The organism is Rhizobium sp. R693, from assembly GCF_002211315.1.
Classification (GTDB): Bacteria; Pseudomonadota; Alphaproteobacteria; order Rhizobiales; family Rhizobiaceae; genus Rhizobium.
Window position 1 is genome coordinate 131,418 of record NZ_LOKY01000012.1, and the last position, 13,680, is coordinate 145,097.

16 protein-coding genes are annotated in these 13,680 nt (G+C 60.2%); 15 read left to right on the forward strand and 1 reads right to left on the reverse strand.

Annotated elements, in window-relative coordinates; genetic code table 11:
* Positions 1-4: 4 nt before the first annotated feature.
* Complete coding sequence (locus ATY79_RS12525) at positions 5-430, reverse strand: D-Ala-D-Ala carboxypeptidase family metallohydrolase (protein WP_088704028.1); 426 nt, start codon at positions 428-430, stop codon at positions 5-7.
* A gap of 855 nt (positions 431-1,285) precedes the next feature.
* On the opposite strand from ATY79_RS12525, the gene ATY79_RS12530 reads away from it, so the two are divergent.
* The 15 genes from ATY79_RS12530 (at position 1,286) to ATY79_RS12600 (ending at position 13,622) form a co-directional block, all read left to right on the forward strand.
* Positions 1,286-1,681 carry a VOC family protein gene (locus ATY79_RS12530; protein WP_088691169.1) on the forward strand — a complete coding sequence of 132 codons (396 nt, stop codon included), beginning with the start codon at positions 1,286-1,288 and terminating at the stop codon, positions 1,679-1,681.
* A 97-nt stretch (positions 1,682-1,778) separates the two neighbouring features.
* The gene (gene trpS, locus ATY79_RS12535; RefSeq protein WP_088691168.1) at positions 1,779-2,843 is read left to right on the forward strand and encodes a tryptophan--tRNA ligase; all 1,065 of its coding nucleotides are present in this window, start codon (positions 1,779-1,781) and stop codon (positions 2,841-2,843) included.
* Between the two features lie 107 nt (positions 2,844-2,950).
* On the forward strand, positions 2,951-3,376 hold the full coding sequence (locus ATY79_RS12540) for a cupin domain-containing protein (RefSeq protein ID WP_088691167.1): 426 nt from the start codon (positions 2,951-2,953) through the stop codon (positions 3,374-3,376).
* An 82-nt stretch (positions 3,377-3,458) separates the two neighbouring features.
* On the forward strand, positions 3,459-3,950 hold the full coding sequence (locus ATY79_RS12545) for a universal stress protein (protein WP_007789346.1): 492 nt from the start codon (positions 3,459-3,461) through the stop codon (positions 3,948-3,950).
* A 110-nt stretch (positions 3,951-4,060) separates the two neighbouring features.
* Positions 4,061-4,627: a NifU family protein gene (locus ATY79_RS12550; RefSeq protein ID WP_016552506.1), complete on the forward strand. Its 567-nt coding sequence runs from the start codon at positions 4,061-4,063 to the stop codon at positions 4,625-4,627.
* A 101-nt stretch (positions 4,628-4,728) separates the two neighbouring features.
* Positions 4,729-5,388 (forward strand): tRNA (adenosine(37)-N6)-threonylcarbamoyltransferase complex dimerization subunit type 1 TsaB, encoded by a 660-nt coding sequence (gene tsaB / locus ATY79_RS12555; RefSeq protein WP_088704029.1) that lies wholly within the window; start codon positions 4,729-4,731, stop codon positions 5,386-5,388.
* A 2-nt stretch (positions 5,389-5,390) separates the two neighbouring features.
* The gene (locus ATY79_RS12560; RefSeq protein ID WP_088691165.1) at positions 5,391-5,885 is read left to right on the forward strand and encodes an N-acetyltransferase; all 495 of its coding nucleotides are present in this window, start codon (positions 5,391-5,393) and stop codon (positions 5,883-5,885) included.
* Positions 5,886-5,922: 37 nt separating this feature from the next.
* Positions 5,923-6,351 (forward strand): Fur family transcriptional regulator, encoded by a 429-nt coding sequence (locus tag ATY79_RS12565; protein WP_007789354.1) that lies wholly within the window; start codon positions 5,923-5,925, stop codon positions 6,349-6,351.
* Between the two features lie 30 nt (positions 6,352-6,381).
* Positions 6,382-7,179, forward strand: a complete 798-nt coding sequence (locus ATY79_RS12570; protein WP_088704030.1) for a lysophospholipid acyltransferase family protein — start codon at positions 6,382-6,384, stop codon at positions 7,177-7,179.
* A gap of 48 nt (positions 7,180-7,227) precedes the next feature.
* Entirely contained in the window at positions 7,228-8,637 is a 1,410-nt protein-coding gene (gene miaB / locus ATY79_RS12575) for a tRNA (N6-isopentenyl adenosine(37)-C2)-methylthiotransferase MiaB (protein ID WP_088691163.1), read from the forward strand.
* A gap of 18 nt (positions 8,638-8,655) precedes the next feature.
* The gene (locus ATY79_RS12580) at positions 8,656-9,708 is read left to right on the forward strand and encodes a PhoH family protein (protein WP_088691162.1); all 1,053 of its coding nucleotides are present in this window, start codon (positions 8,656-8,658) and stop codon (positions 9,706-9,708) included.
* Positions 9,708-10,223: an rRNA maturation RNase YbeY gene (gene ybeY, locus ATY79_RS12585; RefSeq protein ID WP_088704031.1), complete on the forward strand. Its 516-nt coding sequence runs from the start codon at positions 9,708-9,710 to the stop codon at positions 10,221-10,223. The genes ATY79_RS12580 and ybeY overlap by 1 nt, the downstream gene beginning before the upstream one ends.
* Positions 10,220-11,371 carry a hemolysin family protein gene (locus ATY79_RS12590; protein ID WP_088704032.1) on the forward strand — a complete coding sequence of 384 codons (1,152 nt, stop codon included), beginning with the start codon at positions 10,220-10,222 and terminating at the stop codon, positions 11,369-11,371. Before ybeY ends, ATY79_RS12590 begins: the two co-directional genes overlap by 4 nt.
* Before the next feature lie 77 nt (positions 11,372-11,448).
* Positions 11,449-13,050, forward strand: a complete 1,602-nt coding sequence (gene lnt, locus ATY79_RS12595; RefSeq protein ID WP_088704033.1) for an apolipoprotein N-acyltransferase — start codon at positions 11,449-11,451, stop codon at positions 13,048-13,050.
* Between the two features lie 152 nt (positions 13,051-13,202).
* Positions 13,203-13,622, forward strand: coding sequence for a helix-turn-helix domain-containing protein (locus ATY79_RS12600; RefSeq protein ID WP_088691158.1), 420 nt, complete (start codon positions 13,203-13,205; stop codon positions 13,620-13,622).
* Positions 13,623-13,680 lie beyond the last annotated feature (58 nt).

Genomic DNA, 13,680 nt, shown 5'->3' on the forward strand with positions numbered 1-13,680 from the left:
CGCTTCAGCAGTAGGTCCATCGTCGTTTTGGACCTACGTCCACATGGACGATGCCGTTGCAATAGCGACCGATTCCGCCAATTCCCGGTGCCGATTCAGCGATAGCAATGATCGTGCGCTCCGATACGCCGGGGATCCGGATATCGGCGGCTGCGCAATAGCGATGCTGTGAATGTGATCGACCGTGCGACCGGAGCCCCGAGGTTACCATTGGACGGCGACCGGTCTTGGCGGCGATATAGGCAAGAACGTCGCGCAGTTGCGGCGGGAAGCAGTTCGCCTTGACGCTGACGGTCTGCAGAGAATAGGCGAGCGTTTCTTTATACTTGAGCGACGGTATTGCAACTCTTCTGGCATTCTGGGCGTCGGCACTGTCGAAACACGACAGACAGAACAGGCCGGCGAGTGCGATGGAAAATGCGGACTGCATGGTTCCCTCCCCTCGAAATACACCGGGCGACCGGGGTAAGTTTCTGGCGGATGGAACGCTCTCCCTAAAAATGGCCTTTTTGTGAAATTGTTTACCTTACGCAACGGAAGAATGCCATAATTTACTGCTAATTGATGAATTGGCGATACCTAAAAAGAGGTATAAATTTCCCTTCACGTAAATTTGTGAGAAATACTCACAGAAAAAATCTGTCACCAAATTTCCCCGCTCGGTGAGCTCCTCCTACAATAAGATCGTCCCGTCGCGGATACACCGCAAGGCGTTGAGGCGAGGCGGGACCGGCGCCGGGTGCGGAGGAAGGACGTGAGCTTCCGCATCAGGGGTCCGCAGAAAATGGTCTCCCTCCGGGGACGGCGGCGCCAGCGCGAATGCGGCGTCGAGTTGAGCCCCGGACGTGCCTGCGTGGCACACATGCCCCCAGGGGAAGCAAGAGCTTCCACGGGCAAGGCGGCAGAGGGACCGGAGTTGCGGGCACAGACCGCCGAACGGGGCGCTCGACAGCGCCATATTGTTTTACTCAACAAGGCAATTTCCAGCGCCCCGTCCGAGTGAAAATGCAGGTCAAGCCACGGGCCAAAAGGATCGCGTGAAGGCGAAGACGTGTGCCGTTGCCCCGCCGTTGCTTCTCTCCGTCACCCCGGACTTGATCCGGGGTCGGGCGCGCTCAAGTCCTCGAGCGCGAAAGACTCATCTGCGCCGCAGACGCGGCGTTGCCGGATGCCGGATCAAGCCCGGCATGACGGAAGCACAAGGGCCGAACGACGGCAGCCCGCTCTCCCTTGACCGGCCGCCCGTGCTTGGCAACAACACCACATCGCAAATCGGAGCCCTGTAATGTCCCAATCGCTCTTTCTCGTAACACTCATCGTCGACGACTACGATCGGGCCAAGGACTTCTACTGCGGCGCGCTCGGCTTCGACTGCCTTCAGGACGACGTCCAGCCGGACGGCAAGCGATGGGTCGTGGTCAGGCCGAAGGGCGAAGATGGAGCGGCATTTCTGCTCGCGCAGGCTGCCAACGACCGGCAAATGGCGGCGATGGGCAACCAGACAGGCGGGCGGGTTGGCTTCTTCCTCAAGACCGATGATTTTGCGCGTGACCATGCGTCGATGCTGGCCAAGGGCGTGCAATTTCTCGAAAGGCCGCGACACGAAGTCTACGGGACCGTCGCCGTGTTTTCGGATCCTTACGGCAACACCTTCGATCTGATCGAACACGCCGCAGGCTGAACCCCTTGATTGCCGTATCGCGCGCGTGCATAAGCCGCGACGTTAGCAACATGGGTTACAGACCCTGGGGCCCTCCACCAGCCTAATCGAGGACATAATGAGCGAATTCAAGAAAGTCGTATTCTCCGGCGTCCAGCCGACCGGCAATCTCCATCTCGGCAACTATCTCGGCGCAATCCGCAAGTTCGTGGCACTCCAGGAAGGCAACGACTGCATCTACTGCGTGGTCGACATGCATGCTCTGACGGCGCAGCTCGTCCATGACGACATGCCGAACCAGATCCGTTCGATCGCCGCCGCCTTCATCGCGTCCGGCATCGATCCGGAAAAGCATATCGTTTTCAACCAGTCGGCCGTGCCGCAGCATGCCGAGCTTGCCTGGATCTTCAATTGCGTCGCGCGCATCGGTTGGATGAACCGCATGACGCAGTTCAAGGACAAGGCCGGCAAGGACCGTGAGCAAGCCTCGCTCGGCCTCTACGCCTATCCGAGCCTGATGGCTGCCGACATTCTCGTTTACCGCGGCACGCATGTCCCGGTCGGTGACGATCAGAAACAGCACCTTGAACTCGCCCGCGACATCGCGATGAAGTTCAACCTCGACTATGCGGAGCATATCCGCAAGACGGGCTACGGCATCGACATCACCGTCGGCGATGAGCCGGTGCATGCCTATTTCCCGATGGTCGAGCCGCTGATCGATGGTCCAGCGCCGCGCGTCATGTCGCTTCGCGACGGCACCAAGAAGATGTCGAAGTCGGATCCATCGGATCTCTCGCGCATCAACCTGATGGATGACGAGGACGCAATCTCGAAGAAGATCCGCAAGGCCAAGACCGATCCGGAAGGCTTGCCCTGCGAAGTCGATGGACTCAAGGGCCGTCCGGAGGCGGACAACCTGGTCGGCATCTATGCGGCGCTCGCCGACAAATCGAAAGCGGACGTGCTTGCCGAGTTCGGCGGTCAGCAGTTTTCCGTCTTCAAGCCGGCACTGGTCGACCTGGCGGTCAACGTGCTTTCGCCGATCACCGCCGAGATGCGCCGGCTGATGTCGGACACCAGCCACATCGACGCGATCCTGCGCAACGGTGGCGAGCGGGCACGGGCACGCGCCGAAGTGACGATGAAGGAAGTGCGCGACATCGTCGGCTTCCTGTACTGAGATCCCGGCTCTGCCGAAATCGTCCGGGGCGGCGTACATGCGGCCCCGGACTTGTCGAACCTCTACCTGCGGCGTACTGTTCCTAAACAGACCGTCAGGAGGCTTCGGTGCGAGATCGCAACCTCATCCAGATCGGCGCCATGGAGATCCGGCTTCTGATCGACGAGGACCAGAGCGCCGGAAGTCTCGTGATGTTCGAATTCACGGTCCCGCCTCAGGCACGTGTCCCGGCCGCCCATTATCACCGTGACGTCGACGAAGTGATTTACGGATTGTCCGGCACGATGACCACGACGCTTGACGGGCGCAAACACGAGATCGCATCGGGGGGTACCCTCTTCATCCCACGTGGCTACGTCCACACCCACGAAAATCTGCACGGCGAAACCGCCAAGGCTTTGATCACCATGACACCCGGCTTGATCGGCAGACGCTACTTCGAGGAGATGGCTCTGGCCATCAATGTTCAGGGCAAGCCGGATATCGAGCATGTGAAAGCAATCATGCGCCTTTACGGACTGGTTCCGGCCTGACCTAGACCTCGACAGAGCCCCCCTCGAGGGATCAAAAACGAGGGCTTGCAAATTTTCAGGTTCAGGTGTCAGAGTCCGCGGCATGGTATCAAAACGACTCTCCCGGCTCGAAGGTCATCGCCGCAAATTCATGGCGGTCATTGACGATACGCCCGAATGCTCCCGTGCCGTTCACTATGCCGGCCGGCGCGCCAAGAACTCGAATGGCGGCCTTGTGCTGATGTACGTGATACCGGAGGGCGACTTCCAGCAGTGGCTGGGGGTGGAGGAGATCATGCGTGCCGAGGCGCGCGAGGAAGCCGAAGCCGTGGTCGCCAAGGCGGCGCATGTGGTTCGCGAAACGATCGGCATCGACCCTGAGATCGTCATCCGCGAAGGAAGCGCCACGGAGCAGATCAACGCCGTCATCGAGGAAGACCGCGATATCGCGATCCTGGTGCTGGCCGCAAGCTCGGCCAAGGAAGGTCCAGGACCGCTGGTGTCGTCGATCGCCGGGCGTGGTGCGACATTTCCCATCCCCGTCACCGTCCTGCCTGACACATTGACGGACGAGGAATTGGATGCCCTCGCATAAAGCCATTTCTTGAGTGCCAGTCTCTTGAATAGAGTTGCCAATCGGCTTATTTTCTTTTTTGAAGAATTCTAAAGACGGCCTGGGCCGCTGCCCGCCGCACGGAGAGCGACATGTTTATTCAGACCGAAGCCACGCCGAATCCCGCCACGCAGAAGTTCCTGCCGGGTCGGGTCGTAATGGAGAACGGAACAGCCGAATTCCGTAGCGCCGACGAGGCTCAGGCATCGCCGCTCGCGGCCCGCCTGTTCGAGATTCCTGGCGTGACCGGTGTCTATTTCGGCTACGATTTCATCTCCGTGTCCAAGGACAATGCCGAGTGGCAGCACCTGAAGCCGGCCATCCTTGGCTCGATCATGGAACACTTCATGTCGGGCAAGCCTGTGATGGGCGATGCATCGGTTCTTTCCGAGGATCTCGATGCCGGCGGCGAGTTCTTCGATGAAGCAGACGAGTCGATCGTTCTGACGATCAAGGAACTGCTGGACACACGTGTACGCCCGGCCGTCGCGCAGGATGGTGGCGACATCACCTTCCGCGGCTTCAAGGACGGCAAGGTCTATCTCAACATGAAGGGCTCCTGCTCCGGCTGCCCGTCTTCGACGGCGACGCTGAAGCATGGCGTGCAGAACCTGCTTCGCCATTTCGTTCCGGAAGTCGAGGAAGTCGTCGCCGCCTGACGACGACACTCTGTCCCGGCATTCGTCCTGGCGCAGCATTTGCAAGCGCGGCAGGGTGAAGGTATGGACGCTCAGGAACGCTTTATTCGGAAATTGATGCCATGATCATACTGGCGCTCGACACCGCAGGTGTGGATTGCGCTGCCGCTCTCTATGACAGCGGCAGGGATACGATGCTGGGGGAGGCATCGGACATGATCGGCAAGGGGCATGCTGAGCATTTGATGGGAATCATCGACCGCGTGCTGGAGCAGGCGGATATGTCGCTTTCGGCTGTCGATCGCATTGCTGTCACCATCGGTCCAGGCTCGTTTACCGGCATTCGCGTCGGTGTCGCCGCCGCGCGCGGCTTTGCGCTGTCGCTCGGCGTTCCGGCGGTCGGGGTGACCACGCTTGCGGTGATGGCCGAAGCGCAGCGGCTGAAAACGCCGGGGTGCCCCGTGCTCGCGGCCATGGATGCCAAGCGAAACGAGATTTATCTGCAGGCGTTCAATGTCGACGGCGAACCGTTCGACGAAGCGCGCGCCGTGACCGTCGAGGAAGCGCAGGCGTTCGCCGCGGCGTTCGAGGGCGAAATCACCGGTTCGGCCACGCCTCTCCTGAAGCCGGACGCGACCGGCGACCATGCCAACCATTTCCCGATTTCCATTGTGGCACGCATCGGCGCCTCCGCCGATCCGTCTGCCGGAAAGCCAAAGCCTCTTTATCTGCGTGGACCCGACGCCAAGCCGCAGGCCGGGTTTGCAATTGCGCGAGTATGACCATGTTGGAATCCTATTTGACGTTGAAGCCGGAATTCGAAATCGTCGCGATGGATGCCGATGATTGCCGCGCGGTCGCCGCGCTGCACGGCGAGCGTTTCGCCCGCCCGTGGGGCGATGGCGAGTTCTACAGCCTGCTCAGCCAGGACACCGTCTTCGGCTTCGTGGCCCGCCAGACAAACGCCTTCCTCAAGAAGCCGTTGCCGGGTTTTGTGCTGGCGCGCCAGGTTGCCGGCGAGGCGGAAATCCTGACGATCGCCGTGCAGACGAAGGTCGCGCGCGCCGGCCTCGGCTGGCGGCTGATGCAGGCCGCGATGCGCGAAGCGAAGCTGCGCGGTGGCGAAAGCATCTTTCTGGAGGTCGATGATGGCAATGCGGCAGCGCTCGGGCTCTACCGCAAGCTCGGCTTCGAGAAAGTCGGCGAACGCAAGGGATATTACAAGGATGCCAAGGGCGCCGTTTCCACAGCGCTTGTCATGAAGCGCGTTCTTCGCTAGTTCCGTTGCTTAAACGTTGACTATCGGAAGGCAGCCCATGACTGACGTCGCCAAGACCCTCGAGGAGCTTTGCGCTGAACGCGGCATGCGCATGACCGAACAGCGCCGCGTGATTGCGCGTATTCTCGAAGAATCCGCCGACCATCCCGACGTGGAAGAGCTTTACCGGCGTTCGGTGAAGGTGGACGCGAAGATTTCGATCTCCACCGTCTATCGTACCGTGAAGCTGTTCGAGGATGCCGGCATCATCGAACGCCACGACTTCCGAGACGGCCGCTCGCGTTACGAGACCGTGCCGGAAGAGCATCATGACCATCTCATCGACCTCAAGTCGGGTGTCGTTATCGAGTTTCACTCGCCCGAGATCGAGGCGTTGCAGGAACGCATCGCCCGCGAGCACGGCTTCAAGCTGGTCGATCACCGGCTCGAGCTTTATGGCATCCCGCTCAAGCCGGACGAGCGCTGAGGCCATGATCGCAGTCGCGGAGTCTTCGTCTTGATCGCCTGGCTGCGCGTGGCGCTTGCCGGCATCGTCATTCTCTTCGCCAGCATCCTGCTCATGCCCTGGCAACTCCTGGCGCTCCGCTTCGATTGGAAGCTGCGGCGCTGGCTGCCGCGCATCTGGCATCGCATCGTCTGTTTCTGCTTCGGCATCCGCATCCGCGTCCATGGCAAGATGGAAACGCACAGGCCGTTGATGCTTTGCGCCAACCATTCATCATGGATGGACATCATGGTGTTGTCGGCTGTGGCCGACGTTGCCTTCATCGCCAAGATCGAGGTGCGCGACTGGCCAATCTTTGGCACTCTGGCGAAGCTACAGAGGAGCGTCTTCGTGGTGCGCGAGGAAAAGCGCAGGACCGGCCATCAGGCGAACGAGATTGCCTCCCGCATGGCGGATGGCGAGATCGTCGTATTGTTCCCGGAGGGCACGACCTCGGATGGAAACCGTCTTCTGGAGGTCAAATCCTCGCTGTTTGGCGCTGCCGCCATGGCGGTTCCGGCTTCGCCGACCGGTGCCGTTGTCGTCCAGCCGGTCGCGGTTGCCTATACGGGCGTGCACGGTCTGCCGATGGGGCGTTATCATCGCCCACTTGCCTCGTGGCCCGGCGATGTCGAGATGCTTCCGCACTTGAAAGACATGCTGCGATGCGGCGCCTTTGAGGTAGACGTCTGTTTCGGTGAGGCGATCGAATATCGCGCCGACAGCAACCGCAAGGACGTCAGCGCGACGATTGCCCAGCGAATCCGCTCGATGCTTGGCGCAGCCCTGCGCGGCCGCAACACGGCGTAAGACAAGATTTCCTTTTCTCGCGCATGAAAAACCACTAAATAGCCGGCCATGACCCAGGACAGCGCCCTTCTTCAGGCCCCGGAGACCGGTCTCCGCGATGGCAGCAACAGCCGCAAGGTATTCATCAAGACCTACGGCTGTCAGATGAACGTCTATGACTCGACGCGCATGAGCGATGCCCTCGCCCGCGACGGATATGATTTGACGGAAGTCTTGGAGGAGGCAGACCTTGTTCTGCTGAATACCTGTCATATCCGCGAAAAGGCTGCCGAAAAGGTCTATTCGGCGCTCGGCCGCCTGCGCGATATGAAGAAGGAGCGCAACAAGGAGGGCCGGGAGTTCATGATCGGCGTTACCGGCTGCGTGGCGCAGGCGGAAGGCGAAGAAATCCTGCGCCGGGCACCCGCCGTCGACGTCGTCATTGGTCCGCAGACCTATCACCGCCTGCCGGAAGCGTTGCGCAAGGCGAAGCAAGGGCATCGCATCGTCGACACTGAATATGCGCTCGAAGACAAGTTCGAGCATCTGCCGATCGCGGAGAGCAAGAAAATCCGCTCGCGCGGCGTCACTTCGTTCCTCACCGTTCAAGAAGGGTGCGACAAATTCTGCACCTTCTGTGTCGTGCCCTATACACGCGGCTCGGAAGTGTCGCGGCCGGTCAGCCAGATCGTCGAGGAAGCGCAGAAGCTCGTCGAAGGCGGCGTGCGCGAGATCACGTTGCTCGGCCAGAACGTCAACGCCTGGCACGGTGTCGGCGCTAATGGTCAGGAATGGACTCTCGGCGACCTGCTCTACCGGCTGGCCGAGATCCCGGGCCTTGCGCGCCTGCGCTACACTACCAGCCATCCGCGTGACATGGACGATCGCCTGATCGAGGCGCATCGGGATCTGCGCGCGCTGATGCCGTACCTGCATCTGCCGGTGCAAGCCGGCTCCGACCGCATCCTGAAGGCGATGAACCGGCGCCATACGGTCGCCGAGTATCTGACACTGATCGAGCGCATCCGCGCAGCCCGCCCCGATATCGCTCTCTCCGGCGACTTCATCGTCGGCTTTCCGGGGGAGACAGACCAGGATTTTGAAGATACACTCCGACTTGTGGAGGAGGTGCGCTATGCGCAGGCTTTCTCCTTCAAGTACTCGACACGGCCGGGCACGCCCGGCGCGGAACTGAAGGACCAGGTGCCGGAAGAGATCAAGGCAGAACGGCTGGAACACCTGCAGGCGCTTCTCCTGAAGCAGCAGCAGGAATTTGCCGAATCCTGTGTCGGGAAAACGATCGAACTGTTGCTCGAAAAGCCCGGTCGCATGCCAGGACAGCTTATCGGCCGTTCTCCCTGGCTTCAGTCCGTGAATGTTGATGCAAAAGCATTGCAAATCGGTGACATTATTAATGTGCGAATCACCGGAACCGGAACCAACAGCCTGTTTGCCGAGATTGCAAAGGCTGAGGTCTAACCCAAGGAGCCTGACCGCTTGAACGGACAAGAATTGGTTTCTTCTTCACCGCGCCACCCACGCATTGCGAGCGACGCCAATCACTTTATTCTGACGTTCGAGAACAATCGGTTCGCCAGTGAACTGTTCGGCCAGTTCGACCAGAACCTCAAGCTCCTTGAAGAGCGTCTGCACATCGACGCGCGAGCGCGGGGCAATTCCGTCGTTATCTCAGGAGACATCGTCGCTACCAATCAGGCGCGGCGTACGCTCGATTACCTCTATGAGAAGCTCCAGAAGGGCGGCAGCGTGGAACGCTCCGACGTCGAAGGCGCGATCCGTATGGCGATGGCCGCCGACGACCAGTTGAGCCTGCCGACAATGGAGAAGAAGGCCAAGCTGACGATGGCCCAGGTTTCCACGCGCAAGAAGACCATCATTGCCCGCACACCGACGCAGGATGCCTATCTCAGGGCCTTGGAGCGCGCTGAACTCGTGTTCGGCTGTGGTCCGGCCGGTACCGGCAAGACCTATCTCGCCGTCGCCCATGCCGCTCAACTGCTGGAACGCGGCGTCGTTGAGAGGATCATTCTTTCGCGCCCTGCGGTCGAAGCCGGCGAACGCCTCGGCTTCCTGCCAGGTGACATGAAGGAGAAGGTCGACCCTTATCTTCGCCCGCTCTATGACGCGCTCTATGACATGATGCCGGCCGACAAGGTCGATCGCGCCATTACCGCTGGCGTCATCGAGATTGCGCCGCTCGCTTTCATGCGAGGTCGTACGCTCGCCAATGCCGCCGTTATCCTCGACGAAGCGCAAAACACCACGTCGATGCAGATGAAGATGTTCCTGACGCGTCTCGGCGAGAACTCCCGCATGATCGTCACTGGCGACCCAAGCCAGATCGACTTGCCGCGGGGCGTCAAGTCTGGGCTAGTGGAAGCGCTGCAACTGCTGAATGGCGTCGAGGGCATCTCGATCGTCCGCTTCAAGGATACGGACGTCGTGCGCCATCCGCTCGTCGGGCGGATTGTCAGGGCTTATGATTCCACCTACGCAGCGGAAACCGAAGAGGTTAGCCGGCAGGACTGATGGCGGAACTTGATATCCAGATCAGCATCGAGGAGGGCAATTGGCCCTCCGAAGATGCGTTGCATGCATTGGCGGATCGCGTACTCGAAACGGCGGCAACCTATCTTCGCGAGAGCGAAAGGCAGCCTTTTCCCAAGATGATCCCGGAAGTCTCGCTGGTTTTCACCGACGACGCCTCGATCCAGGACATCAACGCCGAATGGCGCGGCAAGGACAAGCCGACCAACGTGCTTTCCTTTCCCGCCTTCCCGGTAAAGCCAGGCAAGGTGCCGGGTCCGATGTTGGGCGACATCATTATCGCAAGAGAAACCGTGGAGCGGGAGGCGGTAGAGCTCGAAAAGAACTTTGACGACCACCTGACGCACCTGATAGTGCATGGATTCTTGCATCTCTTCGGCTACGATCATAATAATGACGCTGAAGCCGAGATAATGGAGGGGCTCGAGACTCGCATTTTGGCGGTACTCGGCCTATCTGACCCATACGAGGGTCAAGACCTTAAAATGGAACCATGAGCGACTTTACGACGAGACCGGCCGCTGAGGCCAAGGACGCCGATCAATCCTCCTCCTCCGATGAGGGTGGCAGTAGTAGTAGGCAGTCCGGACGATCCCAATCCTTCTGGTCGCGCGCAGCGCGCATCCTGAGACCACAGCAGGGCTCGCGCCTTCGCGAGGACATCGCCGATGCGCTGATGACCGACGCTGCCGTCGGCGCCGTGTTTTCACCCGACGAACGGGCGATGCTGCACAACATCCTTCGCTTCCGCGAAGTGCGTGTCGCCGACGTGATGGTGCCGCGCGCTGATATCGAGGCCGTCGACCAGAACATCACCATCGGTGAACTGATGATCCTGTTCGAGGAGTCTGGACGTTCGCGCATGCCGGTTTACGCGGATACGCTCGATGACCCGCGCGGCATGGTGCATATCCGCGACCTCCTGTCCTACATCGCCAAGCAGGCGCGCAACAAGCGCCGCGGCAGCACCAAGGCACTCAAGCCGGCAGAGCCTTTGGTCGAGGTTTCCCCCGAGCACCTGCAGAAGCCGACGCGCGCCGCCAAGCCGAATTTCGACCTCAGCCGCGTCGACCTGCAGAAGACGCTGTCAGAGGCCGGCATCATCCGCAAGATCCTCTTCGTGCCGCCTTCAATGCTTGCTTCGGATCTCCTTCGCCGCATGCAGGTGAACCGCACGCAGATGGCACTCGTCATCGACGAATATGGCGGCACCGATGGGCTGGCATCGCACGAGGACATCGTCGAGATGGTCGTCGGTGACATCGACGACGAGCATGACGACGACGAAGTCATGTTCAAGCGCGTGTCCGAAGACGTCTTCGTTGCCGACGCCCGTGTCGAACTGGAGGAGATCGCCGAAGCGATCGGACCGGACTTCGACATTACCGAGCAGGTCGATGAAGTGGACACGCTGGGCGGCCTGATCTTCTCCGAACTCGGGCGCATTCCCGTGCGCGGTGAGGTCGTACAGGCCCTGCCCGGTTTCGAGTTCCATATTCTTGATGCGGACCCGCGCCGGATCAAGCGCGTGAGGATCACTCGCAAGCGCCAGGCGATCCGCCGTCGCGTCAAGATCGACGGTGAAGGCACGTCCGGCTCGGATCACGGCGAAGAGCGGCAAACAGACGCTCCCACAACCAACTGATTGCCGCAAACCACGACAAACGGCGGCTTTTTTGAAAGACTGCGGTCGGGTTGATTCGCAGCGTGATGGGAGTGCGCATGGAGCGGCTTGCAGACAGGGTTATCCTGGCCTGGGGGTTCAAGAGGGTTGTACTGGCCGTCCTTGCAGGCGCCATCGGCGTTCTGGCCTTACCTCCCTTCGGCTTCTTTGCCGCGATGTTCGTGTCGTTCACGCTGCTTGTCTGGCTGATCGACGGCTCCGCCGCCGCTCCTGAAAGCGGGTTTCTTGGTCGGCTGTGGCCATCCTTCGCCGTCGGCTGGCTATTCGGCTTCGGCTATTTCGTCGCCGGCCTCTGGTGGCTCGGCCATGCCTTGATGATCGATGCCGAGGCCTTCGCCTGGGCGCTGCCGTTGGCGATTTTCGGCCTGCCTGCGGTGCTCGCCATCTTCTACGGCGTTGCTGCCGCCCTGGCGCGAACCCTGTGGTCCGACGGCATGGGGCGGATTGCGGCGCTTGCGGCGAGCTTCGGATTGCTCGAGTGGTTGCGGAGCGTCCTTTTCACCGGCTTTCCCTGGAACGCTGTCGGCTACGGCATGACGCCCGTGCCTCTCATGATGCAATCGGCGCATGTCATCGGCATCATGGGTATAACGTCGCTCTCGGTCTTCATCTTCGGCGCGCCTGCGCTTCTCGGAACACGTCAGGGCGCGAAGCTCGGCCTTTCATTGGCAGCCCTGCTTTTCGCGGCGCATATCGGCTACGGCGCTTATGTTCTCTATGGCCCACAGCCGACGCCCGCAGCCGACTCCAAGAGCCCGGTCATCCGTCTCGTTCAGCCGATGATCGAACAGACGGCGAAGATGGACAGCGACGCTGATCGCGCTGCTATCTTCGAAAAACATCTGAAACTCTCCGTCGAGCCTCCGAAGGACGGTGGGCGGAAACCAGACATCATCGTCTGGCCGGAGACGGCCATTCCCTTCATCCTGACCGACAATCAGGATGCGCTCAGCCGGATCGCGGACACCCTGGACGACAATCAGATCCTGATCGCCGGCGCCGTTCGGGTGGAAGACACGGGGCCGGGCAATCCGCCGCGCTACTACAATTCGATCTATATCATCGACGGTCGTGGCCAGATCGCAGGCGCCGCCGACAAGGTGCACCTCGTGCCGTTTGGCGAATACGTGCCCTTCGAAAGCATCCTCGACGATTTCGGCATCCAGAACGTCGTTGAGATGCCGGGTGGCTTCTCACCCGCCGCCACGCGTCAGCTGCTGACTTTGCCGACGGGGATCAAGTTCTATCCGCTCGTCTGCTACGAGATCATTTTTCCCGATGAAATGACAGGCGACCTTGGCGCGGCCAATGCCATCCTCAATGTCACGAATGATGCGTGGTTCGGTGCAACGCCCGGCCCCTACCAGCACTTTCAGCAGGCCAGGTTGCGTGCCGTGGAGGCCGGTTTGCCGCTGATTCGCAACGGCAACAGTGGAATTTCAGCGATCGTGAACGCCCGTGGCGAGGTCATTGCCGGACTGGGCCTCAATGAAACCGGCTTCATCGACGCAACCATTGAGAGCTTCAGCGCGGAACGCGATCCAGGCTACCCGCGCCAAACTTACTTCCGGTTGATCGAAATACTTCTGTTTGCAATTGCGCTCGTTTCGCGTTTTGGTTTTGTTTTCAAGCAGAATTGACCGAAAACCCCTAAAATTGCATAGTGGTTGGGATCGGCGTTCTTAGCGTATGTTTCAAGGTGGTTAATCAGGACTTTGCAACGTGACGTTTTGGGGATGGGTTTGGGCATGCCGGTTTAAACAAGGTTGAAAATTATTGTTAGGGCAGGACCATGATTGAGAACAAGAAGAGGCCGAACCCCATCGACGTCCATGTTGGCAGTCGCATTCGCCTTCGTCGAACAATGCTAGGAATGAGCCAGGAAAAACTCGGGGAGAGCCTCGGCATCACGTTTCAGCAGATCCAGAAATACGAAAAAGGCACCAATCGCGTCGGTGCGAGCCGCCTTCAGAACATCTCCAGCATTTTGAACGTCCCCGTCTCCTTCTTTTTCGAGGACGCGCCAGGCGAACAATCCTCCGGTCTATCCGGCATGTCGGAGGCCTCCAGCTCGAACTATGTGGTCGACTTTCTTTCATCGTCCGAAGGACTCCAACTCAACCGCGCCTTCGTGAAGATCACGGACCCCAAGGTCCGTCGCAAAGTGGTCGAACTTGTGAAGGCGCTCGCCGCCGAGGCCGACAGCGAATAATCGCCACTCAAAATTTGGAGCAAAATAGGAAAGCGGTCGCAACGGCCGCTTTTTGGCG

Coding starts and splice junctions, on each gene's coding strand:
- ATY79_RS12525 (WP_088704028.1), bottom strand. CDS start 430: ATGCAGTCCGCATTTTCCATCGCACTCGCCGGCCTGTTCTGTCTGTCG.
- ATY79_RS12530 (WP_088691169.1), top strand. CDS start 1,286: ATGTCCCAATCGCTCTTTCTCGTAACACTCATCGTCGACGACTACGAT.
- trpS (WP_088691168.1), top strand. CDS start 1,779: ATGAGCGAATTCAAGAAAGTCGTATTCTCCGGCGTCCAGCCGACCGGC.
- ATY79_RS12545 (WP_007789346.1), top strand. CDS start 3,459: ATGGTATCAAAACGACTCTCCCGGCTCGAAGGTCATCGCCGCAAATTC.
- ATY79_RS12550 (WP_016552506.1), top strand. CDS start 4,061: ATGTTTATTCAGACCGAAGCCACGCCGAATCCCGCCACGCAGAAGTTC.
- tsaB (WP_088704029.1), top strand. CDS start 4,729: ATGATCATACTGGCGCTCGACACCGCAGGTGTGGATTGCGCTGCCGCT.
- ATY79_RS12560 (WP_088691165.1), top strand. CDS start 5,391: ATGTTGGAATCCTATTTGACGTTGAAGCCGGAATTCGAAATCGTCGCG.
- ATY79_RS12565 (WP_007789354.1), top strand. CDS start 5,923: ATGACTGACGTCGCCAAGACCCTCGAGGAGCTTTGCGCTGAACGCGGC.
- miaB (WP_088691163.1), top strand. CDS start 7,228: ATGACCCAGGACAGCGCCCTTCTTCAGGCCCCGGAGACCGGTCTCCGC.
- ybeY (WP_088704031.1), top strand. CDS start 9,708: ATGGCGGAACTTGATATCCAGATCAGCATCGAGGAGGGCAATTGGCCC.
- ATY79_RS12590 (WP_088704032.1), top strand. CDS start 10,220: ATGAGCGACTTTACGACGAGACCGGCCGCTGAGGCCAAGGACGCCGAT.
- lnt (WP_088704033.1), top strand. CDS start 11,449: ATGGAGCGGCTTGCAGACAGGGTTATCCTGGCCTGGGGGTTCAAGAGG.
- ATY79_RS12600 (WP_088691158.1), top strand. CDS start 13,203: ATGATTGAGAACAAGAAGAGGCCGAACCCCATCGACGTCCATGTTGGC.